The following is a 25304-nucleotide window of genomic DNA, read 5'->3' as shown; positions in this document are numbered from 1 at the left end:
ATCGACACGGGCGCCCGAGGCGGCGGGGTGCATGCGGCGTCAGATGACGATCTCGTCGGGGCGATCGCCCGCGCCGGGGACCTCGCCCGAGCCGTCGACGCACTGTTGGTGGAGATGGTCGGGGAACTCGCCGACCGGTCGAGCTCGACGGTGCGGGAGGAGCGGTTGACCACCCGGATGGGATGCCGCAACGTCACCGAACTCGTCCAGCGCCTGACCCGCAACGGGCCGCACACCGCCGCGAAACTCGAACGCGCCGCGAAAGCCACCGCGCTCGCATGGGACCCGGTCACCGGAGCGGGGATGCCGGCACGGCTGCCCGCGATGCGGAACGCTCTGCTGGACGCGGAGACCGGGGTCGATGGGGTGCTCGCCGTCGCCGGTCCCCTGCTCGCCATGCGGGACCGGGTCGGCGTCGAGGGTGTGCTGACCGCGGACGGCCTGCTCGCGGCGGCCGCCCGCGGCGAGGGCCCGGACGGCCTCCCGCCCGCGTGCGCGGACCTGCTCCGTGTCCAGGCGCAGGTGTGGGCGGCGGTCCTCGACCCCGACGGCGCCGAACCGGACGCGCACGCCGCCGCCCGCAGGCGGGGCATCACCTTCGGCACCGCCCGCGACGGCGTCATCCCCATCCGCGGTGCACTGCTGCCCGAGGTCGCCGCGCAACTCGTGCGCATCCACGACGCCACCACCTCCCCGCACGCCGTCCGCTTCCACGACACGGAGTCACCTCCCGCCCACGACGTCCCGCGGGACGACCGCACCGGCCCGCAGAAGCTGCACGACGCCCTCGCCGCGGCGCTCACCGTCGCCGCCGCCAGCCGCGACCTGCCCACCATCGGCGGCGCCGCCCCCACCCTCATCGTCTCCATCCGCGAAGAAGACCTCACCGCGAGCACCGGGCGGGCCTGGCTCGAAGGGTCCGCCGAGCCCGCATCCATCTTCACCGCCCGCCACGTCGCCTGCGCCGGCGTCATCCAACGCGTCACCCTCGCCGGCAGCGGCCGCATCGTCCGGCTCGGCACCGAGGAACGCGTGTTCAACCGGTACCAGCGCCGGGCGATCGCGCTCCGCGACGGCGGCTGCATCATCCCCGGCTGCGGCGTCCCCGCCGGCTGGTGCGAGATCCACCACGTCACCGAACACGCCCAAGGCGGCCCCACCCACACCGACAACGGCGTCCTGCTCTGCTGGTTCCACCACCGGTTCATCGACACCGGCCCCTGGCGCATCCGCATGAACCATGGCGTCCCCGAAATCCAAGCCCCGCACTGGCACGACCCCACCCAAAGGTGGCGGCCCACCACCACCTCCCGCACCCGCCTCCTCGACCTCATCGGCCGAAGAACATGACGTGTGCCGATCAGGCTCTGCGTACCGCCGCGGCCTTCAGCACAAAGCGCCCGAGAATCCCTCGCGGAACACCTCCCCGATGTGCGACGGGTTGACGCGCGCCTGCGCGGAACCTCCGTGCATACTGACGAGACGACGATGAGGAGACACCGCCGTGACCGACGACATCGAACAGACCAGTGATGCCGCTCGCGCCGACTCCGGTGAAGGATCGCGCGTCCGGACGCTCCGCTGGATACGGGTCTGGATCGTCATCCTGATGATCGGCCTGGCCGTCAGCGGGATCACCGCGTTCCCCCTTCAACCGGAACTCGGCTTCGCGGCTGCGGCACTGCACAGCACGGGCCTCGACAGTGCGATCCCCGCGTTCGTCGCCTGGGTGGACCGCGTCGCAGAGGCCCTCAACGCGACGTACGGCGCCTACCCGTTCATCGGCTACGGCACAGACTGGCTCGCTTTTGCGCATCTGATCATCGCGCTCGCATTCATCGGCCCGCTGCGCGATCCGATCCGCAACGTGTGGGTCCTGCAATGGGGCATGATCGCGTGCGTCGCGATCGTTCCGCTCGCCCTCATTGCAGGATCGATCCGGGGACTCCCGCTCGGATGGCAATTGATCGATATGTCGTTCGGCCTCGGCGGGATCATCCCGCTGCTGATCGCGTTCATGCTGACGCGCAGACTCGAACGCAGAATCCCCGCGGTCCCGGTGAGCTGACCCCCGAAACTCACATGCGCTCGCGCAGCCACGCCAACGTCGCAATGCCCTGGTCTCTCTGGAACTCGCGCAAGGTCGGGATGCCCGGGGACGGCGGCTGCGTCGACGCCTCGATGAAGAACCCGGCGAACCCCGCGAGCGCACGCGTCGCGGCGTCGCGAGGCATCCCCTCGAACACGGGGTGCGTCGCGATGAGCGCCTCGACATCGGCGGACGGGTCGTAGTAGCGGACGTTGATGAGGAGCCCCAGCGCATCCGCCCACGGCGCACCGCGCCCGGCCCACGGCCAATCGACCACGACGATCGAGCCGTCGGGGCGCACGAGGAGGTTGTCCGCGCGCACGTCGAGGTGCAGGAGCGACGCGCCGTCGAGGTCCGACAGCGCGACAGAAGCCGCCTCCGCCAGAGCCGGCAGCCGCGCTGACACCCACGCGTCGAGCCCGTCCGGCAGTGCCAGCACGACGCCGCCCGCATCGAACAACCGGCGCCATCCTCCGAACGGCGGCCCGTACGCATCGGCGATCGCAGGCAGCGGCACGTCCGACCCGACCTCCGCCCGAGAGATCTCATGCAGCGCATCGAGGACAGCGGTCAGCTCATCCATGCGCCACGGCGTGTCCGGATGCCGCCCCTCGACGTCCTCGAACGCGACCGCGATCACGTCTCCGCCGTCGACGACGCCGAGGAGCCGAGGCGCCGGAACCGAAGCCGGCAGCGCCACCGCGATGGCCGCCTCCATCCGGTGGATCTCGACGCACTCGGCGTTGACCGCCGCATCCCCCGTCTTCACGAACGCGCGGCGGCCGTCAGCCAGGAGCACGCGATCGGCTGAGCCCGGCGAGAACCCGCCCGCCTGCGACTGTGCGTCGACGACCGCCGAGCCGAGCATCCGCTCGACGTCCGCCCGCAGCCCTGCCGACAGCTCGATCCAGAGCGGGCGCGGCATCCGTCAGTCGACCTTCAGCACGGTTCCGTCGGTCAGCCGAACGAGCTCGTCGTACGTCAGCGGGAAGACCGTGTGCGGCGTGCCGCCGGCCGCCCAGATCTCGGGGTACGCCGCGAGCGCCTCATCGACCACCGTCACGAGCGGCGCGGGATGCCCCGTCGGGGCGACGCCGCCGATCGCCTGACCCGTCGCCTCGCGCACCTGTTCGGGGGTCGCGCGCTTGATCGACGAACGTCCGAGCCGCGCGGCGAGGGCCGACGTGTCGACGCGGTGCGCGCCGCTCGTCATGACCAGCAGCGGCTCGCCGTCCGACCAGAACACGAGCGAGTTCGCGATCGCGCCGACCTCGACACCGAGCGCCTCGGCCGCGAGCACGGCGGTGGATGCGGCATCCGGCAGCACGACGATCTCGCCCTGGATGCCGGCAGCGCGCAGCGCGTCGTGCACGAGCAGAGACCGAGCGGGCAGGGCGGGCAGAGAGGGAGCGGCATCCGTCATCACCCCACCATATCGACGCGCCCCGGGTGCCAGAGTGGACCCATGAGGTTCCTCCGGTGGATGGTGCGCTTCCCCTTGGTGTGGCTCACGATCATCGTCTTGGCGCTCGTGCTGATCCTCAGCGCATCGGGTGCTCTGCAGACAGCAAGGTGGATCGCGGTCGTCTACGTGTCCCTCGTCATCGCGTGGACGCTCTTCGGCATGATCCGCGACGTGATGCGCGGGCACGTCGGACTCGACGTCCTGGCGGTCGTGGCCATGGTCGCGACGCTCGCCGTCGGCGAGTACGTGGCATCCCTCGTCATCGTCCTCATGCTCACCGGCGGCGAAGCGCTCGAGGACTATGCGGGCCGCCGCGCGAAGCGCGAGCTCACCGCCCTCCTCGACCGCTCCCCGCAGATCGCGCACGTGCTCGTCCATCCGCACTCCGACAGCGACGAGATCCAGGATGTCGCGGCCGACGACGTCGAGATCGGCGACCTCCTCCTCATCCGGCCGTCGGAGGTCGTCCCCGTCGACGGCGTGCTCCTCTCCGACGAGGGCTCGTTCGACGAGTCGTCGCTCACCGGTGAGAGCCTCCCCGTGCACCGCCAGGCAGGTGAGGAGGTGCTCTCCGGCGCCGTCAACGGATCGCGCGCCGTGCGCGTCCGCGCCCTCCGCCGCAGTGCCGACAGCCAGTACCAGCAGATCGTCGCACTCGTGCAGCAGGCGCAGGACGACCGGGCGCCGACCGTCCGCCTCGCCGACCGCTTCGCCATCCCTTTCACCGCCGTCTCCCTCGTCATCGCGGGAGCGGCGTGGGGCATCTCCGGCGACCCGGCGCGGTTCGCGGAGGTCCTCGTCCTCGCAACGCCGTGCCCGCTCCTGATCGCGGCGCCCGTCGCGTTCCTCGGCGGGCTGTCCCGCGCTGCCAAGACCGGCGTCATCGTCAAGGGCGGCGCCGTGATCGAGCAGCTCGCGCGCGTGCGCTCGGCCGCGTTCGACAAGACCGGCACGCTCACCGAGGGCCGCCCCGACCTCGTCGCCGTCCGCGCCGCCGGCGGCTTCGACGAGGACGAGGTGCTCGTCCTCGCCGCCTCCGCCGAGCAGTACTCCAGTCATGTGCTCGCCGACGGCATCCGTCGCGCCGCGGAGTCGAAGGGGCTCGCGCTGCGCCCTGCCGAGCAGGCGAGCGAGGTCGCCACCAACGGTGTGACGGCCCTCATCGGCGGGCGCACGGTCGTCGTCGGGAAACCGGCCTACGTCGAGTCGCTCGCGCCGGACACCGTCCGCGCCGACATCGAGGCGGGACAGGCAGCAGCCTATGTCGCCGTCGACGGCCGGTTCGCGGGCGTCCTCCTCCTCGCCGACGACCCGCGTCCCGAGTCCGCGGCGGTGGTCGCGTGGCTCCGCGCGCACGACGTCGAGCGCGTCACGATGCTGACCGGCGACGCGCGGGCGACGGCCGAGTCCGTCGCCCATCTGGTCGGGATCGACGACGTGCACGCCGAGCTCCTGCCGCCGGAGAAGGTCCACCTGGCAGGCCAACTCCGCCCCCGCCCCGTCCTCATGGTGGGCGACGGCGTCAACGACGCCCCGGTCCTGGCCGCGGCGGACATCGGCATCGCGATGGGCGCGAAGGGTTCGACCGCTGCGGGGGATGCGGCGGATGCCGTCATCCTCACCGACTCGCTCGCCAAGGTCGCCGACGCCGTCTCGATCGGAAAGCACACTCTCCGCGTCGCGTACACCGCCATCTGGATCGGCATCACGATCAGCATCGCGCTCATGCTCATCGCGACGACCGGCGTGATCCCGGCCGTCGCCGGCGCCCTCATCCAGGAGGGCGTCGACCTCGCGACGATCCTCTATGCGCTGCGCGCGCTCACCGGCCCGCCGACCGGTCTCGTCGTGCCGACGTCGGACAAGGAGCTCAGCCCCGCGCGATGACCTCGCCGTGCGGCAGCAGGAGCCAGCCGTCCTCCGACGCCGCCCACTCGCGCCATCCGTCGGAGATCCGCTGCAGCGCGACCTCGTCGGCCACGCCGAGCGCCTGAGCGCGGCGGGCGAAGTCGGACGCCACGACGCGGTCGGCCCACATCCCGCCCCACCATGCACGGTCCTCGGCATCCTCGAACAGCCACGTCGAGGCGGATGCCGTGACGTCGGTGAAACCCGCCTCGCGCACCCATGCCTTCAGCCGCCGCCCCGCGGCGGGCTCGCCGGACGACCCCCGATGCACCTGCAGATACACGGAGAGCCACTCGTCGAGCGCCGGGATGAGGGGGTACCAGATGACCCCCTCGTAGTCGACGTCGCGGACCGCGAGGATGCCGTCGTCCTTCAGCACGCGGCGGAACTCCTGCAGCGCGTTGACGGGCCGCTCGAGGTGCTGCAGCACCTGGTGCGCGTGCACGACGTCGAAGAAGTCGTCCCCGGCGTCGAGCGCGTAGGCGTCGTCCACGACGAAGTCGACGTTGCGCACGTCCTCCTCGAGCATCAGGGCCGAGGCCTTCTCGACGATCGCGGGCGCCGCATCCACCCCGGTCACGTGCCCGGGCGCGACGATCCGCGCGAGGTCGATCGTGATCGTCCCCGGGCCCGCGCCCACGTCGAGCACGCGCAACCCGGAGCGCAGGTGCGGCAGCAGGTAGGCGGCCGAATTCTCCGCCGTCCGCCACTCGTGCGAACGCAGGACGCTCTCGTGATGCCCGTGGGTGTAGCTCATGTTCCGACCGTACTCCCCTGTCCTCCAGCCCCGGCCGCGAACGCGGAACCCAGTTCCACAGAACGTGAGACTCGGTCGCAGCACGCCCGCGCTGCATGGCATGATGGAGCGAACATCACGGCGATCAAAGGAGACGCATCGTGTTCAACAGCCCGTTCCCCGACGTCGAGATCCCCGAGCTCAGCGTCTACGACTACCTGTTCACGACCCTCGAGGACGACGATCTCGCACGGATCGCGCTGATCGATCCCGCGACGGGCGCCGAGACGACGTACGGCCAGCTGCGCGGGCAGATCGACGCCTTCGCCGGTGCGCTCGCCGCTCGCGGCGTCGAGGTCGGCACGGTGCTCGGGCTCCTGTCCCCCAACATCCCCGCCTTCGCGACCGTCATGCACGGCGCCCTCCGCGCCGGCGCCACGGTCACGACGATCAACGCGCTCTACACGGCCGGCGAGATCGAGAAGCAGCTCAAGGATGCGGGCGCCACGTGGCTCGTCACGGTCAGCCCGTTCCTCGCCCAGGCCGAAGCGGCGGCTGCCGCCAGCGGCATCCCCGCCGACCACCTCATCGTCCTCGACGGCGCCGAGGGCCACCCGAACCTGCGCGAACTCCTCATGGAGGGCAACCCCGCGCCGGAGGTCTCCTTCGATCCGGCCACCCACGTCGCGGTGCTCCCCTACTCGTCGGGCACGACCGGCATCCCCAAGGGCGTCATGCTCAGCCACCGCAACCTCGTCGCGAACGTCGCGCAGTGCCAGGTGAGCCTCGACCTCAGCCACGACGACCGCGTCCTCGCGGTGCTGCCGTTCTTCCACATCTACGGCCTCACGGTGCTGCTGAACCTCGCGCTGCAGAAGCGCGCGAGCCTCGTCACGATGCCGAAGTTCGACCTCGAGGCCTTCCTCACGAACATCCAGAACTACGGCTGCACCTATCTGTACATCGCCCCGCCGATGGCGGTGGCGCTCGCGAAGCACCCGATCGTCGACCAGTTCGACATCTCCACGGTGCACACGGTGTTCTCGGGCGCCGCTCCCCTCGACCAGGAGACGGCGGAGGCGGCGGGCCGCCGCATCCACGCCCGCGTCCTCCAGGGGTACGGCATGACCGAGTCGAGCCCCGTGTCGCACGCGATCCCGGTCGACCGCACCGACATCCCGGTGAGCTCGGTCGGCCCGCTCCTGCCGAACATGCAGGCGAAGCTCGTCGACACGCTCACGGGTGAGGAGATCACCGAGACCGGGCCGGACGGCGCGACGGCGCCGGGTGAGCTGTGGATGCGGGGTCCGAACATCATGACGGGCTACCTCAACCGCCCCGACGCGACCGCCGAGACCCTCGACGCGGACGGCTTCCTGCACACCGGCGACGTCGCGACGTGGCACGAGGGCGACTACTTCACGATCGTCGACCGTGCGAAGGAGCTCATCAAGTACAAGGGCTACCAGATCGCACCGGCCGAGCTCGAGGCGCTGCTGCTCAGCCACCCCAAGATCATGGATGCGGCCGTCATCGGCGTGCTCGACGACGACAAGCAGGAGATCCCCAAGGCGTTCGTCGTCGCCCGCCCCGACTCCGGCCTCACGGCGGACGAGGTGATGGAGTTCGTCGCGGGCCAGGTCGCGCCGCACAAGAAGATCCGCCGCGTCGAGTTCATCGACGTCATCCCGAAGTCGAGCGCCGGCAAGATCCTCCGCAAGGACCTTCGCGCACGCGAGAACGCCTGAGCCGCCCTGCGCGTAAGACGGCGGGCATAGCCTGACGTCATGCGCGCAGGAATCCACTTCTGGAACTACAACACCCCCGACGGCGAGCGGTCGATCGCTCGCGCCGTCGCCGACACCGCCGCCACGGCCGAGGCGGGCGGCTTCTCCCAGTTCACCGTCATGGACCACTGGTTCCAGATGGAGATGACGGGCGACCCTGCCCAGCCGATGCTCGAGGCGTTCACGACGCTCGGCTTCGTCGCCGCGCAGACGACCTCGATGCGGCTCGGTCCTCTCGTCACCGGCGTGACGTACCGCTATCCGGGCCTGCTCGCGAAGACCGTGACGACCCTCGACGTCCTGAGCGAGGGTCGCGCCATGCTCGGCCTCGGCGCCGCGTGGTACGAGCGCGAGCATCACGCCCTCGGCGTCCCGTACCCGGCCATCTCGGAGCGCTTCGAGCGCCTCGAGGAGGCACTGCAGGTCGCCGAGCAGATGTGGTCGGAAGACACCGGGCCGTACCACGGCCGCCACTACCGCCTCGAGGAGACGCTGAACAGCCCGCGGCCGGTGAGCACGCCGCATCCCCCGATCATGATCGGCGGACGCGGAGAGAAGAAGACGCTCCGCATCGCCGCGCAGTACGCCCAGATCGTGAACCTCACGGCGTTCGACCCGGACGACGTCGCTCATCTCCTGGATGTGCTCCGCCGACACTGCGACGCCGCCGGCACCGACTACGACGCGATCGAGAAGCAGGCCATGGCGACGCGCCTGAATCCGACCGCGCCGGAGTTCTGGCCCACGATGGAGCGGCTCGCCGGCCTCGGCATCGACCTCGTCGTGTTCGGTGTGCGCCCGGACGATCAGGTCACGACGACCGCCCGGCTCGCCGAGGGCGTACTCCCCCGGCTCGCCGAGCTCTGAGTCACGCCGCCGTCGTCGTCTTCGTGCGGGTCGCGAGGGCGATCACCGCGCCCCCGATGAGCGCGACGACCGTGACGCCGATGAGGATGCGGTAGTCGACCACTGCGAGCAGGCCCGCCCCGGCGATCGACACGACCGTCTGCGGCACGTTGAACGCGACGTTCCCGGCAGCCGCCGTGCGTCCCTGCAGCTCGTCGGGCGTCGAGCGCTGGCGGAGGGTCACGAACGAGACGACGACGATCGGGATGCCGATCCCCATGACGACCATGCCCGCCCCGGCGAGCCAGATCGAACCGCCCAGCAGCGGGATCGTCCCGATCGCGACGAGGACCATGCCGAGGGCGGCGGCACGCCCTTCGCCGACGCGCGTGACGATCGTCGCCGAGAGCAGCCCGCCGACGACCGCGCCGACGCCCTGCAGAGGCAGCAGCACGCCGAGGACCGCAGGATCGGCGTGGAGCGCGTCGATCACCGCGAACACGGCGATGTTGAGGATGCCGGTGGCACCGAACGCGATGACGATCGCGACCGTGAGGAGCCGCAGCGGCCGCACGCGGAACAGCTGCGCGAACCCCGCGCCGAGCTCACGCAGGTACTCCCGCGCACCGGAGATCTCGGTGCGCTCCAGCGTCTCGGTGATCCGCAGCCCCGAGAGGATCACCGCCGCGACCGCGAAGCACGCGGCGGTGAGCCACAGCACCGCGTCGGGGCCGAGCCACACGTACAGCCCGGTGCCGACGAGCGGCGAGACGAGGCGCAGCGCGTTGTCGATCGTGGAGAGGATGCCGTTGCCCGGCGCCAGCTGATCGTCGCTCAGCATCCCGCGCACGATGCCCGATTGGGCCGCGATCGTGAGGTAGCCGCACGAGCTGTACACGAGGATGGCGACGTAGACGATCCACACCTGCTGCGGGCCGGTGACGAGCAGCATCGACAGGATCACCGGGACCAATGCGATGTTGGATGCCACGACCAGGCGCTTGCGCGGCATCCGGTCGGCGAGCATGCCGAGGAACGGGGCGAGGACCGCCGGAACCCCGAGCGCGACGAACACGAACGCGCCCGCGACGTCCGAGCCGGTGAGCTTCTTCACCCACACCGCCGCCATGAGGAACAGCGCGCCGTCCGCGAGGTTCGTGAACACCCACGCCGTCGACAGGCGCCGGAACCCCGGCGCGGACCAGACGGATGCCGGACGTACAGCGGTGCTCATCGCCCGGCCTCCTCGGACGTCTCCGCGGGCTTCTCCCCCGCGAACGGGGAGGACCACGGCTCGGGGTTCGCGATGGCCACCATGCGCGAGAAGCGTGCGCCGGGCGGCCGCTTCGACGGGTCGGCGCTCCGCCCGGCGAACCGGTCGGTGATCGTCTGCAGATCGCGGCTCAGCTGTGCGAGCTCTTCGGCCGTCGCCCAGAACGTGGCGCGCGTGAGGATGGACGCCTGGATCCACTCGTCGGTCTCACCACTCGTCTGCGAGAAGAACTCCCGCGTCCGCTCCCATTCCGCATCGAGCGCCAGGAGAGCGACCTCCTGCAGGGCGCGCAGCGACCCGGGACTGTCGGGGTCGGGGCGCATGTCCCACGATCGGGCGACGGGCCTCCACGGCCGTTCCCGCCCGCGCGTCTCGGCACGCTCGATGAAGCCGTACTTCTCGAGCATCCGCAGGTGGAAGGAGCAGCTCGCCGCGGATTCGCCGACGATCTCGGCGCATTCCGTGGCGGTCGCCTCGCCGCGCTCGGTCAGGACGTCGAGCAGCTGGATGCGCAGAGGATGCGCGAGGGCCCGCAGGCGGGCGGGATCGGTCACGCGCTGGAAGGATGCATCCTGCTCTTCGTCGCTCATGGGAGCGATGTTAGATCCTAAAGAACTCTTTCGCAAGCGTTCTTTCGCAACACTTGTTTAGGATCATCCCGTCGCGGCGGGTGTCGGAGGAGCTGCAGGCGCGGCAGGCACGGGCGCCTTCCTGACGTGCCGGGCCGCGAGCCCCGCCGCCCCGGCGGAGAACGCGATCGTGAGCAGCGCACCGAGGAGGATCGCCGCCCCCTCCCCCGGCTGCAGAGCACGGGTCTGGATGCCGAGCGCCACCGCCGCGATCGGCACGCCGAGCTGACCGGCCGACGCCACCGCGTGCAGCCACGGCAGTCCCACGGCACGGGCGGCGAGGTGCGCAACCACGGCGCCGAGGCCCAGCAGCACGCCGAGCAGCACCATCGACGGGTGCTGCACGAAGGTGCTCAGATCGATGGAGGCGCCGAGCCACACGAAGAACAGCGGCGCGAAGAACCCCTCCGTGATGCCGAACACTTGGCGGGCGAGACGACGCGGCTCGCCGACGGCGGCGAGCATGAGCCCGAGGGAGAACCCGGCGACCATGACCGACACGTGGGTGAGCTGGGCGATGGCTGCGAGGACGAAGAGGATGAGGAGGCTGATGCGCAGCTCCAGCGCGAAGTGGCGCCGCTCGGAGTACTGATGGAACCTCTTGCGCGCGCCGGATCGCTCGAGCCGTGCGAACACGATCCCGAGGACGACCACGACGAGGGTGATCGCCAGCGCACCGATCGCCGCCTCCAGCGCGCGGGGCGGGTCCATGACGAGCGGCAGCGCGACGATGCAGGCGATGTCGGCGATGGCGATCTGCGCGATGAGGCGCGGGGCCGATTCCGCGGAGATCCCGAGCGACTGCAGCATCGGGAGGACGAGAGCGGCGGATGAGGACGCCAGCAGCACGGCGAACAGCGCGCCGTGGGCCGAGTGCACCACGAGCGCGATGAGCGGGCCGAGGATCGCCGCCGCGATGCCCACGACGACCGCCCCGAGCGCCCCCCGTCCGACGGCCCCCCGCACTCCCGGATCGCGCACCGGGATCTGCGAGCCGATCACGAGCATCGTGAGCCCGAAGCCGATCGACGCGAGGAACGAGAACGTGGGGTCCGCCGCATCCACGAGCTTGAAGCCGGAGAGGCCGATCAGAAGTCCGGCGAGCAGCTCACCGACGACGAGCGGGATGCGCCAGGATTCCCGCGCCGCGAGCAGCGGCCCGGCCAGGCCCGCCAGGACGATGAGCGAGAGGATCGCGTAGTTCACGCGGAAAACGTACCGCGCGCGAGAACGCGGGGGTGGATGCATCCACCCCCGCGTTTCCCGTCTTCAGAACGTCAGGCCGAGAAGTCCTCCGGGACCTCGAGCGGACGGCGCGTGAAGTAGTGCTCCTTCGCCTTGCGGTAGAAGAGCGCGAGCGGGATCACGCCGAGCACGAGGAGGCCCACCCCGAGGTAGTCGACGACGATCGCGTCGTTCACGATGTTGTCGATGAAGGCGGCGATGAAGATGTACAGCATGAAAGCTGCGCCGACGAGCGGCCATACGCCGATCAGCAGGAAGTTCTTCACCGACTTCGTCAGCACCTTGCGGAAGCCGATCACGACCGCGAAGCCCGCGAGCGAGTAGTAGAACGCGATCTGGAGACCGATCGAGGAGACGGCCCAGCCGAGGATCTGCCCGACGCTGTTGCCGAAGACGTTGGCAAGGACGAAGAGCAGCAGAGACACGACCACGACGACGAGCGTCGCGAACACGGGCGTCTTCCAGCGGCGGTTGATCCGGCCGAACGCGAACGGGATCGTGCGGTCGCGGCCCATCGCGAAGAGCGTGCGGCTGACCTGCACGAGGGTCGTCTCGAGCGTCGCGATCGTGGAGAGCGCGACGGCGATGATCATGATCTTGCCGCCGATGCCGGGCATGATCGCGTCGCCCAGGACGCCGAGCACGTTGGCGGCATTGTCCTGGATCGTCTTGCCCGGCAGCATCACGAGGGTCGTCGACGTGTAGATCTCGAACAGGATGAACACGATCACGATGCCCAGGATGCCGGCGAGGCCGGTGGTCTTGTGCGCGTTCTTCGTCTCCTCGCCGAGGTTGGCGGTGACATCCCAGCCCCAGTAGTAGAAGGCGGCGATGAGCGCGGCGGAGACGAACACTCCGGCACCCGTCAGGTGACCGAATCCGAACCAGCTCCACGAGAACGCCTCGCCGGGGTGCGAGCCGCTGAAGAGCTTCGGCAGCGCGATGACCGCGAACACGACCAGGATGCCCACCTCGATGACGGACATGATCCACTGCGCGCGCTCGGTCGTGTGCACGCCGAAGACGACTGCCGCGGCCATGACGAGGAACCAGACCGAGCCGACGAGCGTCACGAGAAGCGTGTCATTGGCCTTGTCCGGCGCGAAGAGCGCCACGGTCATCGCACCGGCGGGAAGGGCGCCTGCAACCATGAAGATCGTCGCCGAGATCACGACGGCCCATCCGGCGAAGAAGCCCAGCCACGGGGTCAGGCCTCGCGCGACCCAGGAGAACGACGCGCCGGCGTGCGAGTCGACGCGGGCGAGGTAGCTGAAGGCGAACGCGATGCCGAGCATCGGGATGCCGCACCACAGCAGTGCACCGGGCGCTCCAACGCCGGCGGCGCCGATGAGCAGCGCCGTGCTCGCGGCGATGGAGTAGGCCGGCGCGCTTCCCGCGACGGCCATGAGCGTCGAGCCCGCCTTGGACACGCCGCCGGACTGCAGCGCGTGTTCCTGGTACTCGATCGCTCGTTGGTGAGACGTCTCCGTCTCGAGTTCTTGATGCGACATTGCATCCCTCTCGCATTGTGTCGGGTATTACGAGGACGGAGCGACGCTAGCACGCACGGACCGTCCTGCAACACGCCATTGCGGCGACTCGCCGCTGTCATTGTGTACGGCGCGTCTACTTCCGTCAGACGACGTGTACGGCGGGTCGGCGGCGCACGTCCGGCTCCGCCTCGCGCAGCACTTCGCGGGTCACTGGAGCGACCTCGCCGACGCCGGTGATGAGGTACCGCCACATGTTCGACACGGGATTGCCCTCCGTCCATTCGAAGTACGCGGTGGGCGCGACCCCGGTCAGATCGCGTGCCGCCAACAGCACCGCCGCGATCGTGTTGGGCACGTTCGCGCTTGTGACCTTGAGGATCCGGTAGCCGTACTTCTTCACGCCGTGGACGACGAGATCCTCTTCGAAGTCCGACGTGTCACTGCGGTGCACCTCGATGAACAGCGTCCGGGCGTCGCCCGGGATCTTGCTGTACTTCCGCTCGTCCTTGTCCTTCTGGGAGTACTCGCGGTTGACGTCGACGTGCGGTTCGTGGGCGATGAGGTGCAGCTGCCCGGTGGCCGCGTCGTCGAGGAGGAAGCGCTGGGCCTCGGCATCCAGCGTCACGGAGGTGGCGCGCAGCTGGAAGGACCGTCCGACGCGCGAGACCAGCGAGATGACGAGGATTCCGAGGATGAACAGGGCTGCGATCCGGATGCCGTCCGGTCGCTCGAACACATTGAGGACGGTCGTGTAGATGAAGATCGCCGTCACGATCCCGAAGCCGATGACCTGCGCGCGCTGGCGCTTCCGCCACGCCGAGGCCGCCACGGCGAACGACGCCGACGTGATCAGCACGAGGACACCGGTGGCATACGCGCCGCCCTGCGCGTCCACGCTCGCGTCGAAGACCCACGTGATGATGAACGCGATCGCCGTGAACACGAGCACGAGGGGTCGCACCGCGCGCGCCCACTGCGGCGCCATGCCGTAGCGCGGGAGATACCGCGGAACGAGGTTCAGCAGGCCGGCCATCGCCGACGCGCCCGCGAACCACAGGATGAGGATCGTCGAGATGTCGTAGACCGTGCCGAACGCGTTCCCGATGTACATATGGGCGATGTACGCGAGCGCACGGCCGTTAGCGGGGCCGCCGGGCTGGAAGTCCTTCTGCGGGATGAGGAAGGTCGTCATGAAGCTCGACGCGATGAGGAAGACGCTCATGATGAGCGCGGCCGTCGTGAGCAGGAGCCCGGCTCCGCGGATGCGGGTCTTGGGGTAGTCCGCCGGGTCGGTGTCGGATCCCTTGATCTGCGGCATGACCGCGACGCCCGTCTCGAATCCGGAGAGACCGAGCGCGAGCTTCGGGAACACGATGAGCGAGATCGCGATCACCATCCACGGGCTGCCGTTCTGCACGAACAGCAGCGACCACCAGTCCTTGACGACGACGGGATGCGCCACGACATGGCCGATGCCGACGACGACGACGACCGCGTTCAGCGCCAGATAGGCGGCGACGAGGATGACGGCCACGCCGATCGCCTCGCGGAATCCGCGCAGGAAGACCGCGCCGAGCAGCGCGATCAGCAGCAGTGTGATCCACATGTTTCCGCCGTGGAACCAGGACGGCGCGTACGGGTTCTCGATCGCGTGGGCCGCCGCATCCGCCGCCGACAGCGTGATGGTGATCATGAAGTCCGTGGCGGCGAAGCCGAGCAGGACGAGCACGAACAGCTTGCCCGCCCACCACGGCAGGAGCCGCTCCAGCATCGCGATGGAGCCCGAGCCGCGGAAGCTCTCGCGCGCCACCCGGCGATAGACCGGCAGCGCGCCGAACAGGGTCAAGGCGACGAGCACGATCGTCGCGAACGGCGAGATGAGTCCCGCCGCGAGGGCGGCGATGGCGGGTTGGTAGCCGAGGGTCGAGAAGTAGTCGAGGCCCGTGAGGCACATGACCCGCCACCAGGAGCTCTCCTTCTCCGCGTGTCGCGCGTGCGGGCCCTGGTGGCTCGCGGCGTCGTCGATGAGACCCGTGAGGAACCAGTCCCGCACGGGACGGTGCGGAGCGATGGCCGTCGCGCCGCTGACGATCGTGACGGACCCTCCGTCCCGCGGAGTCGCCGCGTCGGGCTCGGCTGACTGATCGATGGCCATATGCGCCACGCTCCCCCATGTCGGACGATAGAGCCTAACGCCGTTGGGTCTGCGTTTCGTCACGGATTGCGCGACGTGCCTGCGCCCCGTCAGACGATGAGGGAGGCGTCCTCTCGGATCCGGACCGGCTCGGCGGGTGCGGCGCACGCGAACGACCGGCGATAGGCCGTCGGAGCGACACCGACCTCGCGCGCGAAATGGTGGCGGAGCAGCGTGGCGCTGCCGAATCCGGCGGACGCGGCGATGTCGTCGATGGATGCATCCGTCGTCTCCAGCGCGAGTCGCGCGTGCAGGACGCGCTGCGCCGTCAGCCACTGCATGGGTGTCACGCCGGTCTCCGCGACGAAGCGCCGCGCGAACGTCCTCGTGGACATGTGGGCGAGCCGCGCGAGCGAGTCGACGGAGTGCTGCTCGGAGAGCCGGTCGCTCATGTGCGCGAGGACATCGGCGAGGGCATCGCTCTCCGTCTCGGGGACGGGCCGGCTGATGTACTGCCGCTGTCCGCCGTCGCGCTGGGGCGGCACGACCATGTTGCGCGCGATGACGTTCGCGACGGCGCTGCCGAGCTCGCGCCGCACGAGGTGCAGGCTCGCGTCGATACCGGCGGCAGTGCCCGCACTCGTGACCAAGTCGCCGTCATCGACGAACAGCACATCCGGATCGACGCGGGCGCTGGGGTGCCGCCGCTGCAGCTCGTCCGCGTAGCGCCAGTGGGTCGTGCACGGCCGTCCGTCGAGGAGGCCGGCCGCGCCGAGCACGAACGCTCCCGAGCAGGCGCTGAGCAGGATCGCGCCGCGATCGGCCGCCCGCTGCAGCGCGGTGAGCAGCTCGGACGGGTATTCGTCGGCCGGGCGGATCAGCCCCGCCGGCACGGCGATGACGTCGGCGTCATCCATCGCCTCGAGGCCGTGCACGGGCGTCACCTGCGCGCCCACCTGTGTCGTCACGGGCACGCCGGCCTCGACGCCGCAGACCTTGAAGTCGAAAGCGGGCACGTCGGAGTAGACGCTGCGATCGAGCCCGAAGACCTCGCTGAGAAGCCCGAACTCGAAGACGGCGAGGCCGTCGATGACCGGAAGCGTGATGCTGCGGAGCATGCATCAAGAATAGTGGCTGGATCTTTGTGAAGATAGTCCTTCTGCCATCTCGTGGCGGGATCTGCATGATCGTAGCTTTGATGCCATGACCGAGACAGCAGCAGCGACAGTCCGTCTCCGCGCCGGCGCGACACGTTCGGCACACGCCCGCACCCGTCGGGTGGAGCAGGCAGAGCCTGCCCGGACGCGGAAGGTCGCTCTGTGGTGGTGGTCCCCGCGCGGGATCGAGGACCGCGGCGGAGCCCCGACCCGCGAGCACGAACGCGGCTATCGCGACCTCCAGGCCGCGCGCGACCGCAGCGACTGGTGACCGACGGCCGCGTGCGGCCTACAGCGCCGCGGAGGGGTCTGGCGGCGCGACCGGCGCGAGCAGCGGGACATCCTCCCCTGCGATCGCGCGGGAGAGTGCGTCGCCGAGCAGCGGGCCCATCGTGAGCCCCGCGGCGCCATAGCCCGTCGCGACGAACATCCCCGCCCGGCCGGGGACCGCCCCGACGATCGGCACACCGTCATCGGCGAGCGGACGGAGCCCGACGCGCGTCTCGATCACGGTCGCGTCGGCGAGCCCGGGTGCGATCGCGAGGGCGTCCTGCAGCACCTGCAGCTGACCGGCCGCGGTCACGCGCGGGTCGAATCCGACACCGCTCTCCCGCGTCGCCCCCACGGCGAGCCGGCCGTCGTCGAACGCCACCAGGTAGTTGTGGGCGAGCGGGGTCACACTCGGCCACGTCGAGGTGTCGACGCCCGCGATGCGGAGGTGGGTGATCTGGCCGCGCTGCGGCGTGACCTGTGCGGACCGGCCGAAGTCTCCCAGGAGATCACGCGTCCACGCACCCGCCGCCACGACGACGGCATCCGCCGACGCGGGTTCGCCGTCGATCGCGACCCCGGTGCCGTCGACGGACGCACGGCCGGCGTGCACGGTGCCCCCGAGCCGCGTTCCCGCCTCGATCAGCGCGTCGCGCAGCGTGCGACCGTCGACGCGGGCGCCGCCCTCGATGAAGACGGCGTCGAGGTGCTCGGCGAGCGGCGGAAAGAGCTCACGCGCGCGGGCTCCGCGCATCCTCTCGACCCGCCCCATGGCGTCCGCCGCTCCCGCCCGACGCGCTTCGAGACGCTCCTCGATCTCGTCGAGGACCGCGGCGTCGTGCGAGACCACCAGTCCGCCCGGCCGCCGGAAGTCGGTGCGCGTCACGCCTGTCTCGGCGAGCTGCGAGAGCAGCTCGGGATAGTACGCGGCGCCCGCCGCATACAGCTCGTAGAAGGCTCCCGTCGAGGACGATGACCACGGCTGGATGATGCCCGCGCTCGCCGCGGTCGCCTGGCCGGGATCGCCGGCGTCCACGAGGGTGACGCGTGCACCGCGGCGGGCGAGCGCGAAGAACGTGCTCGCCCCCGCGATTCCGGAACCGATGACGACGACGGATTCAGTCATGGGGCCCACTCTCTCACCGAGAGGGTGGGCCCTCTGGAGCTACCTCACCGATCCGACGTAGACATCCTGGTTCGCCGGTGTCAGACCCGGGTCGCCGCGGAAGTCGGTCCACGCCGCGTGTGCCACACCGTCCACACCCGTTGCGATCTGGGAGTAGTCGCCGATGAACGACCCGTCCGCGAACTGGATGTAGGGGTTCGATCCCTCACTCGTCAGCCGCTGCTCGCTCGCGAAGCCGTCGGCCGACGTGCGCGCCGCGTAGTCGAGACACACCGACGAGGCCACCGGCTCGACGTGGATGCCTGACCCCGCACCGGTGATGACGTTACAGAGCGCGGGGTTGTGCGTCGCCGTGTAATCGCGCGTGTAGTAGCTCGCGGAGACGACGCCTTTGTAGATCGAGACCCCCGGGAACACCTTGTCACCCGCTCCCTGGGTGATCGTCATCGGCCCCGCCAGTGACCCCCAGGCGCCCGTCACGAGCTTCACCTGCGCCGATGTGGTGCCGGTGAAGGTCGTGCCGCCCGTGCCGCACGTGCCGGCGCCCTGGTCATCAGCCCAGACGACCGCGAGCTGCCCCGTGGCCGGATCGACGCTGAACGACGGATAGCTGTTGAGCCGGAAGTGCTCACCGCTGAGCGTCTGCCTGCCCGCGTACATCGGGTAGCAGTCGAGATCGTCGTACACCCGCCCGACCTCGACGTTCTGGAACGACCGGCCGCCGTCCGTCGAGCGCGCGATGATCGTGGCATCCGTCTGTCCGTTGGCCGCCGTTCCCTCGTACGCGACGTAGAGCGTCCCGTGGCTGTCGTAGACCGGCATCGACCCCTGGTCGAACGGATGCGCGGCATCCGACACCGGCGACCCCTGGCGGTTCCAGCTCTTCCCGTAATTGCTGGAGTACGCCGCGACGATCGGCGAGCTGAGATAGGTGGCACCCTTCGGTCCCTGGTTGAACCTCGTCCACGTGATGGTGACCTGGCCGTTCGGGCCGGCGCCCACCCACGCCTTGTCGTTGAAGTAGTTGGCCGCGGCCTCGTACGTCACCATGTTCGGCTTGTCCCACGTCATCCCGCCGTCGTGCGAGACCGCGACGGCCACGCCGTTCACGTTCGACGATCGATTGAAGACGATGTTGCCGTAATAGAGCGTCCCGCTGCCGTCCGGCGCGAACGACAGGGAGGGGTCCCCACCCGAATCGACGGTCGAGAAGGCGCCCGTGCCGCCGGTCTCCTTGGTGAATCCCGGCACCTGCACGTTCTTCCAGGTGGTGCCGCTGTCCCAGCTGACGTAGGCCCACACGGTGCCGTCGTTGAGTCCCTGACTGTCGCAGCAGACGCGGTAGTCGTTCGCCCCGACCACGATGTGATTCGGGTGATTCGGGTCGACCGCGATCGTCGTCTCGTTCTGCGCCGTCTTGCACCCGAAGTTCGAGACGCCGGAGTTGTTGTCGGCGTCCTTCACGATGGCGTCGACGTTCGTCGTCGGTGCGTACGCGACCGCGGTGTCGAAGGGCGCAGACCGGCAGAGCCCGGCAGCCGCGACGGAGCTGTCGATCGACTCTCCGTCTCCGGAGGCCCATGGCGCGGTGATCGATGGCGTGAATCTGTCGCCGTGGGGCGAACTCGCCCACCCCGGCGCGGCACCGGCCGCGATCAACCCGGCGACCGCGAGCGCCGTCGCCGCGATCCGAACCCTGACGTGTGTAACTGATCTGCTCATGGCGACCAATCGGCTCAGCACAGAACCCCGCCGCGACCGGGGTCTTCGGCGGCGGCGTCAGCGAGGCACGTGAATCGTAACGCCGACGGAACCGCGGCATAAGGGGCTCTTCGCCACGGACAAGGGAAACCCCCGGCAGCGGCGCTGACCGGGGGTTTTCGGTGGACCTGAGGGGATTCGAACCCCTGACCTCTTCATTGCGAACGAAGCGCGCTACCAACTGCGCCACAGGCCCTTGAACCTCAGAAAGACTATCACGGCCCACACGGTGGTTCCGACCGCGAGGATGGATGCCATGAGCACCGATCGCATCTCCCGGCTCCGAAACGTCCGTCCCTGGGGAGGAGAGCTGGTCGATATCGACATCGACGCGGACGGCCTCATCGCGGCGATCAGACCCGCCGCGTCCGACCCCGCGACGGACGACGGCGCCGAGGACGGCCGCGGCCTCCTCGCCCTCCCCGGACTCGTCAACGCGCACGCGCACGTCGACAAGTCGTGGTGGGGCCGGCCGTGGGAGTCGTACGGCGGCGACCGCGGAACGGACGGCCGCATCCGCCACGAGCGCGCGCGACGGGAAGAGCTCGGCATCCCCGGACTCGAGGGCACGGGGAACGTGCTCGCCGAGTTCGTGAAGCACGGCACCACCGCTATCCGCACGCACGTCGACGTGGACCTCGGCCTGGGCCTGCGCGGCATCGAGGTCGTCCGTGAAGCGCTCGACGCGTACGGAGACGCGATCCGCGCGGAGATCATCGCCTTCCCCCAGGACGGCGTGCTGCGCCGCCCCGGAGTGCTGGAACTCCTGGTCGAGGCCGCGAAGTCCGGCGTCGAGCACATCGGCGGTCTCGACCCCGCCGGCATCGACCGCGACCCGGTCGGCCAGATCGACGCGATCCTGGGCATCGCGGCGGAGTACGGAACCGGCGTGGACATCCACCTCCACGACCCCGCGGAACTGGGCGCCTTCCAGTTCGACCTCATCCTCGACCGCACCGAGTCCCTGGGACTCGCTCCCGGCGCGGTCAACATCGCCCACGGCTTCGCGATCGCCGAGGTCGATGCGTCTCGCCGCCACGACCTGCTCGCCCGCATGGGCGGCCTCGGCGTCACGATGACGACGGTCGCACCTCTGCGACTCCCCCAGCTCCCGCTGCACGAGCTGGATGCCGCGGGCGTGCGCTTCGCGTTCGGCACCGACGGCATCCGCGACCTGTGGAGCCCCTACGGGACCGGCGATCTCCTCGGCATCGCCTGGCAGTTCGCGCGCGCGTCGAGCCAGGTGCGGGACGAGGACCTGCTGCGCGTCGTTCAGCTCGCGACGCGCGACGGCGGCGCGTTCGCTGGTCTGCCGCAGCACGACATCACGGTCGGCTCGCGCGCGGACATCGTCCTGATGGATGCCGAGAACCCGATGGACGCGCTCGTCCGCACACCGGCTCGACAGCTCGTCCTCGGCGCCGGACGCGTGCTCCACCGCGCCTAGCTGCCGCGGCCGTCTGCGCCGCCGTGGTGTCCTGACCGGCGTCAGCCGGCGGCGCGGCGACGCAGCAGCTCGCGCACGTGCGCCTCGATCTCGGCGTCGTCCGAGGCGGCATCCGGGATCAGCTCCGGCGGGCGGCGACGCTCGGCCTCCGCGCGCTGCGCCTCCTCGAGCGCCGCCTGTCGGAGCGCGACGTGCGCGTCCGCGACATCGCGCTCGGCGGCCGCGCGCGAACCGGCGCGTGCCGTGAGCGGCCGCGGCAGCTCGCGAGGAGTCCAGCCCGGGGCTTGCGCCGCCAGCTCGTCGATGCTCTGCGCGACCTGCGGCTCGGCGGGCTCCTCGACGACGTCGGCATCCATCGCCCGCGCGTGCTCGCGCGCTGCGCGCGCCTCGACGCGGACCATCCGGGCCCGCACAGCCATGCAGGCCAGCGCCACGGCGACCGACGACCACAGCACGATCTGCGACCCGGACGCGACCACCTCCCACGCGCCCCACAGCGCCAGCGCCATGGCGGCGATAGCGGTCACCGTCACGACGGCGCGCGCCCGCCGGCGCGCACGCGCCCGCGTCGCCTCCGGCGAGTGGCGCGCGGTCAGGCGCTCGGCCCGCTCCCGCTCCGCCGCCCGCATCCGCTCCACGCGCGCCCGCTCCAGCTCGCCTCGCGCCTGCGCGAGCTCCGCTTCGTGCTGCGCCTCCTGCGCCTGCCGCGCGAGCCTCTGCTGCGCCGCGGCGGTGCGCGCGCTCAGTTCGAGGCGCACCTCCTCCGGCGTCTCGCTCGTCTCAGCCAGCACGCGCAGCGCCTGATTCAGCCGGACCGCGTTGCGTTCCGCCGCGTCGAAGCGGTGCTTGCTGTGCCACGACGGCAACAGATACACGAGCCACAGGAGCACGGCGACGAGCACAATGACTCCTCCACCGAGTACCTGCCCCCCACCCATGTCCTCCACGGTAGGCGACGGCGGCGAAGGGCCGAACCACTTCCCCGCGTGTCGTGCGACGTCGTCTCAGGCCTGGGCGCGATCGGCCGGGGGCACGGCGGCCGCATCCTGGGGTGCCCGCCCCTCGACCCAGCGCTTCAGGACGCCCTCGGGGACGTCCTCGCGCACGAGGGCGAAGCAGTAGTGGTCGCGCCAGTCGCCGTCGATGTGGATGAACCGGCGGCGCAGCCCCTCGTACCGGAAGCCGAGCTTCTCGACCACGCGCAGGCTCGCGCGGTTCTCCGGACGGATGCAGATCTCCATGCGGTGCAGCCGCAGCTCCGAGAAGCACACATCCGTCGCCATGGCCACGGCGGTCGGCGTGATGTTGCGCCCGGCGAACCGCTCGGACACCCAGTAGCCGATCGTGGCGGACGCGAGCGAACCGCGGGCGATCCCCCACACGTTCAGCTGCCCCGCGATCTCGCCGTCGTACTCCATCACGAACGGCACGCCGCCGCCGTCGCGGTACTGCTGCAGCAGCCGCCGGATGCCCATGCGCATGTCGAAGGACACCGGCCCGTCGGGGCTCGTCGCCTCCCACGGCCGCAGCCATGAGCGGTTGGACAGCAGTTCGCTCTGCAGGACGCGCGCATCGCGCGCCCGCACGAGACGGATCGATACGGGGCCGTGCTGGCGGGGGCCGGTCAGCTCCACGTCGCCCTCCCCTCCTCTACAGGGTCGCAGCGAAGTCCTTGAACCAGGGCCGCAGCGCCGGGCCGATGTCGTCGCGCTCGGAGGCGAGCTGGACGATGGCCTTGATGTAGTCCACCTTATCTCCGGTGTCATAGCGGCGACCGCGGAAGACGACGCCGTACACGCCGGCTTCGGGGTCGGCCGCGAGCTCCTGCAGCGCATCGGTCAGCTGGATCTCGCCGCCCTTGCCGGGCGCGGTGCGCTCCAGGATCGGGAAGACCCCGGGATCGAGGACGTAGCGTCCGATCACGGCGTAGTTCGAGGGCGCATCCTCGGCGCTCGGCTTCTCGACGAGGCCGGTCACCTTCACGACGCCCTCGGTGTCCGTCGCCTCCACGGCGGCGACGCCGTACATGTGGATCTGCTCCGGGTCGACCTCCATGAGGGCGATCACGGATGCCCCGCGCTTGTCGTACTCGGACATCATCTGCGGCAGCAGCGGGTCGCGCTCGTCGATGAGGTCGTCGCCGAGGAGCACGGCGAACGGGTGGTTGCCGACGTGCCGGGCGGCGCGCAGCACCGCGTGTCCGAGCCCCTTCGGCTCGCCCTGGCGGACCAGGTGGATGTCGGCCAGGTCCGTGGAGTGCATGACCTTCGACAGGCGATCTTCATCGCCCTTGGCGCGCAGCTTCTCCTCGAGCTCGGGCATCGAGTCGAAGTGGTTCGCGATGTTGTTCTTGTTGCGTCCGATGATGAGGAGGACGTCTTCGATGCCCGCGGCCACAGCCTCCTCGACCACGTACTGGATCGCAGGCTTGTCGACGACGGGGAGCATCTCCTTCGGCATCGCCTTGGTGGCGGGAAGGAATCGCGTGCCCAGCCCCGCTGCAGGGATCACGGCCTTGAAAGCTCGGTTAGACATGGGGTCCATGCTATCCGGGACACCGTCAGCGACACTGATGCTCCCCGGCCGACCGACGAAACCCTCACCTACAATCGAATCCATGGGAGACGGCACCGACAACGCGAAGCGCGCGCTGCGCGCCGACCTCCGCGAGCGCCGTCAGGCGATGTCGCAGTCCGCCCGGGAGGCGGCCGCGGACAGTCTCCGTCGCAATCTCGACGCGCTCGTCGACCGCTTCTCGGCGCGCACGATCTCCTGCTTCCTCTCCACGCCCATCGAGCCCGGCACCCGCCGGTTCGTGACGGATGCGGTGGGCCGTGGCATCCGTGTGCTCCTTCCCGTCACGCGCGCGGACGGGCTCCTGGACTGGGCCGTCGCCGACCCGGAGGGCGAGATCGCGGAAGGGCTGTTCGGCCAGCCCGAGCCCGTCGGCGAGCTGCTCGGGCCGATCGCGCTCGACGAGGCCGACCTCCTCCTCATCCCCGCCGCCGCCGTCGACCGCACCGGGATGCGGCTCGGCTGGGGCCGCGGGTTCTTCGACAAGACCCTCGGCTCCATGAACCACTGCCCGCCGGTGTACGCCGTCGTGTACGACTCGGAGGTGCTCGACATCGTTCCCCGCGACGCACACGACGAGCCCGTCACCGGAGCGGTCACCCCGACGCAGATCATCGAATTCGAGCGCTCCGCGCGCTGAGACACGGAAGAGACATGCCCACCTACTCCTACGCCTGCAAGCAGTGCGGCCACCGTTTCGACGCGGTGCAGTCGTTCGCCGATCCCACCCTCACCGAATGCCCCGAGTGCGGGGGCGCCCTGCGCAAGGAGTACGGCTCGATCGGCGTGACCTTCAACGGATCCGGCTTCTATCGGACCGACTCGCGCGGAAACGGTGGCGCGAGCTCGTCCGCGTCGCCATCATCGAAGTCGGAGGCGAAGTCCTCCCCGGCTCCGAGCGGTTCCTGAACGCGCGAAGCCGGCGATCCTGAGGGGGAGACCAATGATCAAAGGCTTCAAGGAGTTCATCACACGCGGCAACGTCATCGACCTCGCGGTCGCTGTCGTCATCGGCGCTGCGTTTTCAGCGATCATCGGCAAGATCGTCGATGGCTTCATCACTCCGCTCATCGGCGTCCTCTTCCAGCTGGGCGATCTCAACAAATGGGTCTGGGTCGTCCCGACGCTCTCGGGTGGCAAAGCGACATTCATGCTCGGCGCCATCATCGGCGCCATCATCAACTTCCTCGCCGTCGCACTCATCGTGTACTTCGTCTTCGTCTACCCGATGAACAGGTTCAAGGAGCGCCAGGCGGCGAAGGCCGGCGTCCCGGAGTCGGATGACGAGCCGGTGCTCACCGAGCAGCAGCTGCTCACGCAGATCCGCGACCTGCTGGAGAAGCAGAACAGCTAGTCAAGCGCCT

General features: G+C 70.0%; 24 protein-coding genes and 1 tRNA gene. 10 read left to right on the top strand and 15 right to left on the bottom strand.

Translation table 11 applies throughout. The features are described 5' to 3' along the window. Together QSV35_RS18110 and QSV35_RS18105 are read left to right on the top strand one after the other, a co-directional pair. On the top strand, positions 1 to 1350 hold a 1350-nt coding region (locus QSV35_RS18110), incomplete at its 5' end, for an HNH endonuclease signature motif containing protein (protein WP_286290281.1). A gap of 154 nt (positions 1351 to 1504) precedes the next feature. Beyond that, positions 1505 to 2068, top strand: a complete 564-nt coding sequence (locus QSV35_RS18105) for a hypothetical protein (RefSeq protein ID WP_286290280.1) — start codon at positions 1505 to 1507, stop codon at positions 2066 to 2068. Positions 2069 to 2078: 10 nt separating this feature from the next. Here the strand turns inward: QSV35_RS18105 and QSV35_RS18100 are convergent, their stop codons facing one another. Together QSV35_RS18100 and QSV35_RS18095 are read right to left on the bottom strand one after the other, a co-directional pair. Further along, on the bottom strand, positions 2079 to 3014 hold the full coding sequence (locus QSV35_RS18100; RefSeq protein ID WP_286290278.1) for a phosphotransferase family protein: 936 nt from the start codon (positions 3012 to 3014) through the stop codon (positions 2079 to 2081). A gap of 3 nt (positions 3015 to 3017) precedes the next feature. Continuing rightward, positions 3018 to 3512 carry a YbaK/EbsC family protein gene (locus QSV35_RS18095; protein WP_286290277.1) on the bottom strand — a complete coding sequence of 165 codons (495 nt, stop codon included), beginning with the start codon at positions 3510 to 3512 and terminating at the stop codon, positions 3018 to 3020. A gap of 42 nt (positions 3513 to 3554) precedes the next feature. Here QSV35_RS18095 and QSV35_RS18090 point away from each other — a divergent pair, with 42 nt between their 5' ends. Next, positions 3555 to 5441, top strand: coding sequence for a heavy metal translocating P-type ATPase (locus QSV35_RS18090; RefSeq protein ID WP_286290276.1), 1887 nt, complete (start codon positions 3555 to 3557; stop codon positions 5439 to 5441). On the opposite strand, the gene QSV35_RS18085 is transcribed toward QSV35_RS18090, so the two are convergent. Then, complete coding sequence (locus QSV35_RS18085; protein WP_286290275.1) at positions 5425 to 6219, bottom strand: methyltransferase domain-containing protein; 795 nt, start codon at positions 6217 to 6219, stop codon at positions 5425 to 5427. The genes QSV35_RS18090 and QSV35_RS18085 overlap by 17 nt on opposite strands. A gap of 140 nt (positions 6220 to 6359) precedes the next feature. On the opposite strand from QSV35_RS18085, the gene QSV35_RS18080 reads away from it, so the two are divergent. After that, positions 6360 to 7946, top strand: coding sequence for an AMP-binding protein (locus tag QSV35_RS18080; protein WP_286290273.1), 1587 nt, complete (start codon positions 6360 to 6362; stop codon positions 7944 to 7946). A gap of 39 nt (positions 7947 to 7985) precedes the next feature. Beyond that, positions 7986 to 8852 (top strand): LLM class F420-dependent oxidoreductase, encoded by an 867-nt coding sequence (locus QSV35_RS18075; protein WP_286290271.1) that lies wholly within the window; start codon positions 7986 to 7988, stop codon positions 8850 to 8852. A 1-nt stretch (position 8853) separates the two neighbouring features. Here the strand turns inward: QSV35_RS18075 and QSV35_RS18070 are convergent, their stop codons facing one another. From QSV35_RS18070 to QSV35_RS18045, 6 genes are all read right to left on the bottom strand, one after another. Beyond that, a complete protein-coding gene (locus QSV35_RS18070; RefSeq protein ID WP_286290270.1) occupies positions 8854 to 10065 on the bottom strand; it encodes an MFS transporter in 1212 nt (403 codons plus the stop codon). Continuing rightward, on the bottom strand, positions 10062 to 10694 hold the full coding sequence (locus QSV35_RS18065; protein WP_286290268.1) for an ArsR/SmtB family transcription factor: 633 nt from the start codon (positions 10692 to 10694) through the stop codon (positions 10062 to 10064). Before QSV35_RS18065 ends, QSV35_RS18070 begins: the two co-directional genes overlap by 4 nt. A 63-nt stretch (positions 10695 to 10757) precedes the next feature. Continuing rightward, positions 10758 to 11939: a cation:proton antiporter gene (locus tag QSV35_RS18060; RefSeq protein WP_286290267.1), complete on the bottom strand. Its 1182-nt coding sequence runs from the start codon at positions 11937 to 11939 to the stop codon at positions 10758 to 10760. Positions 11940 to 12010: 71 nt separating this feature from the next. Then, positions 12011 to 13489 (bottom strand): APC family permease, encoded by a 1479-nt coding sequence (locus QSV35_RS18055; RefSeq protein WP_286290266.1) that lies wholly within the window; start codon positions 13487 to 13489, stop codon positions 12011 to 12013. Positions 13490 to 13613: 124 nt separating this feature from the next. After that, entirely contained in the window at positions 13614 to 15626 is a 2013-nt protein-coding gene (locus QSV35_RS18050) for an APC family permease (RefSeq protein WP_286290265.1), read from the bottom strand. Between the two features lie 89 nt (positions 15627 to 15715). Then, positions 15716 to 16723 carry a helix-turn-helix domain-containing protein gene (locus tag QSV35_RS18045; RefSeq protein ID WP_286290264.1) on the bottom strand — a complete coding sequence of 336 codons (1008 nt, stop codon included), beginning with the start codon at positions 16721 to 16723 and terminating at the stop codon, positions 15716 to 15718. Between the two features lie 85 nt (positions 16724 to 16808). Here QSV35_RS18045 and QSV35_RS18040 point away from each other — a divergent pair, with 85 nt between their 5' ends. After that, positions 16809 to 17033: a hypothetical protein gene (locus QSV35_RS18040; protein ID WP_286290263.1), complete on the top strand. Its 225-nt coding sequence runs from the start codon at positions 16809 to 16811 to the stop codon at positions 17031 to 17033. A gap of 18 nt (positions 17034 to 17051) precedes the next feature. On the opposite strand, the gene QSV35_RS18035 is transcribed toward QSV35_RS18040, so the two are convergent. The 3 genes from QSV35_RS18035 to QSV35_RS18025 form a co-directional block, all read right to left on the bottom strand. Continuing rightward, positions 17052 to 18158, bottom strand: coding sequence for an NAD(P)/FAD-dependent oxidoreductase (locus QSV35_RS18035; protein ID WP_286290262.1), 1107 nt, complete (start codon positions 18156 to 18158; stop codon positions 17052 to 17054). A gap of 39 nt (positions 18159 to 18197) precedes the next feature. After that, complete coding sequence (locus QSV35_RS18030) at positions 18198 to 19880, bottom strand: sialidase family protein (protein WP_286290261.1); 1683 nt, start codon at positions 19878 to 19880, stop codon at positions 18198 to 18200. A 162-nt stretch (positions 19881 to 20042) separates the two neighbouring features. Beyond that, a tRNA-Ala gene (locus QSV35_RS18025) sits at positions 20043 to 20115 on the bottom strand. A 60-nt stretch (positions 20116 to 20175) separates the two neighbouring features. Here QSV35_RS18025 and QSV35_RS18020 point away from each other — a divergent pair. Beyond that, the gene (locus tag QSV35_RS18020) at positions 20176 to 21366 is read left to right on the top strand and encodes an amidohydrolase family protein (RefSeq protein WP_286290260.1); all 1191 of its coding nucleotides are present in this window, start codon (positions 20176 to 20178) and stop codon (positions 21364 to 21366) included. A gap of 41 nt (positions 21367 to 21407) precedes the next feature. Here QSV35_RS18020 and QSV35_RS18015 read toward each other — a convergent pair whose 3' ends face one another. From QSV35_RS18015 to galU, 3 genes are all read right to left on the bottom strand, one after another. Beyond that, positions 21408 to 22304 (bottom strand): large exoprotein, encoded by an 897-nt coding sequence (locus QSV35_RS18015; RefSeq protein WP_286290258.1) that lies wholly within the window; start codon positions 22302 to 22304, stop codon positions 21408 to 21410. 66 nt (positions 22305 to 22370) lie between these two features. After that, complete coding sequence (locus QSV35_RS18010; RefSeq protein WP_286290257.1) at positions 22371 to 23000, bottom strand: GNAT family N-acetyltransferase; 630 nt, start codon at positions 22998 to 23000, stop codon at positions 22371 to 22373. Positions 23001 to 23016: 16 nt separating this feature from the next. Further along, positions 23017 to 23901 carry a UTP--glucose-1-phosphate uridylyltransferase GalU gene (gene galU / locus QSV35_RS18005; protein ID WP_286290256.1) on the bottom strand — a complete coding sequence of 295 codons (885 nt, stop codon included), beginning with the start codon at positions 23899 to 23901 and terminating at the stop codon, positions 23017 to 23019. 82 nt (positions 23902 to 23983) lie between these two features. Here galU and QSV35_RS18000 point away from each other — a divergent pair, with 82 nt between their 5' ends. From QSV35_RS18000 to mscL, 3 genes are read left to right on the top strand one after another with little or no spacing between them, the layout of a single operon-like run. Further along, a complete protein-coding gene (locus QSV35_RS18000) occupies positions 23984 to 24580 on the top strand; it encodes a 5-formyltetrahydrofolate cyclo-ligase (RefSeq protein ID WP_286290254.1) in 597 nt (198 codons plus the stop codon). 14 nt (positions 24581 to 24594) lie between these two features. After that, a complete protein-coding gene (locus QSV35_RS17995) occupies positions 24595 to 24849 on the top strand; it encodes an FmdB family zinc ribbon protein (protein WP_286290253.1) in 255 nt (84 codons plus the stop codon). A gap of 34 nt (positions 24850 to 24883) precedes the next feature. Beyond that, positions 24884 to 25294 carry a large conductance mechanosensitive channel protein MscL gene (gene mscL / locus QSV35_RS17990; RefSeq protein ID WP_286290251.1) on the top strand — a complete coding sequence of 137 codons (411 nt, stop codon included), beginning with the start codon at positions 24884 to 24886 and terminating at the stop codon, positions 25292 to 25294. The last annotated feature ends 10 nt before the right edge of the window (positions 25295 to 25304 follow it).

The organism is Microbacterium candidum (assembly GCF_030315975.1).
Taxonomy (GTDB): domain Bacteria; phylum Actinomycetota; class Actinomycetes; order Actinomycetales; family Microbacteriaceae; genus Microbacterium; species Microbacterium candidum.
The sequence above is the reverse complement of the archived record's forward strand: the minus strand, read 5'-3'. Positions and strand labels throughout refer to the sequence as shown.

Bases quoted from the DNA above. Each gene is read 5' to 3' on its own strand.
- galU (WP_286290256.1), bottom strand. From the start codon at position 23,901: ATGTCTAACCGAGCTTTCAAGGCCGTGATCCCTGCAGCGGGGCTGGGC.
- QSV35_RS18075 (WP_286290271.1), top strand. From the start codon at position 7,986: ATGCGCGCAGGAATCCACTTCTGGAACTACAACACCCCCGACGGCGAG.
- QSV35_RS18000 (WP_286290254.1), top strand. From the start codon at position 23,984: ATGGGAGACGGCACCGACAACGCGAAGCGCGCGCTGCGCGCCGACCTC.
- QSV35_RS18045 (WP_286290264.1), bottom strand. From the start codon at position 16,723: ATGCTCCGCAGCATCACGCTTCCGGTCATCGACGGCCTCGCCGTCTTC.
- QSV35_RS18065 (WP_286290268.1), bottom strand. From the start codon at position 10,694: ATGAGCGACGAAGAGCAGGATGCATCCTTCCAGCGCGTGACCGATCCC.
- QSV35_RS18015 (WP_286290258.1), bottom strand. From the start codon at position 22,304: ATGGGTGGGGGGCAGGTACTCGGTGGAGGAGTCATTGTGCTCGTCGCC.
- mscL (WP_286290251.1), top strand. From the start codon at position 24,884: ATGATCAAAGGCTTCAAGGAGTTCATCACACGCGGCAACGTCATCGAC.
- QSV35_RS18035 (WP_286290262.1), bottom strand. From the start codon at position 18,158: ATGACTGAATCCGTCGTCGTCATCGGTTCCGGAATCGCGGGGGCGAGC.
- QSV35_RS18070 (WP_286290270.1), bottom strand. From the start codon at position 10,065: ATGAGCACCGCTGTACGTCCGGCATCCGTCTGGTCCGCGCCGGGGTTC.
- QSV35_RS18020 (WP_286290260.1), top strand. From the start codon at position 20,176: ATGAGCACCGATCGCATCTCCCGGCTCCGAAACGTCCGTCCCTGGGGA.
- QSV35_RS18040 (WP_286290263.1), top strand. From the start codon at position 16,809: ATGACCGAGACAGCAGCAGCGACAGTCCGTCTCCGCGCCGGCGCGACA.
- QSV35_RS17995 (WP_286290253.1), top strand. From the start codon at position 24,595: ATGCCCACCTACTCCTACGCCTGCAAGCAGTGCGGCCACCGTTTCGAC.
- QSV35_RS18050 (WP_286290265.1), bottom strand. From the start codon at position 15,626: ATGGCCATCGATCAGTCAGCCGAGCCCGACGCGGCGACTCCGCGGGAC.
- QSV35_RS18090 (WP_286290276.1), top strand. From the start codon at position 3,555: ATGAGGTTCCTCCGGTGGATGGTGCGCTTCCCCTTGGTGTGGCTCACG.
- QSV35_RS18095 (WP_286290277.1), bottom strand. From the start codon at position 3,512: ATGACGGATGCCGCTCCCTCTCTGCCCGCCCTGCCCGCTCGGTCTCTG.
- QSV35_RS18055 (WP_286290266.1), bottom strand. From the start codon at position 13,489: ATGTCGCATCAAGAACTCGAGACGGAGACGTCTCACCAACGAGCGATC.
- QSV35_RS18100 (WP_286290278.1), bottom strand. From the start codon at position 3,014: ATGCCGCGCCCGCTCTGGATCGAGCTGTCGGCAGGGCTGCGGGCGGAC.
- QSV35_RS18085 (WP_286290275.1), bottom strand. From the start codon at position 6,219: ATGAGCTACACCCACGGGCATCACGAGAGCGTCCTGCGTTCGCACGAG.
- QSV35_RS18030 (WP_286290261.1), bottom strand. From the start codon at position 19,880: ATGAGCAGATCAGTTACACACGTCAGGGTTCGGATCGCGGCGACGGCG.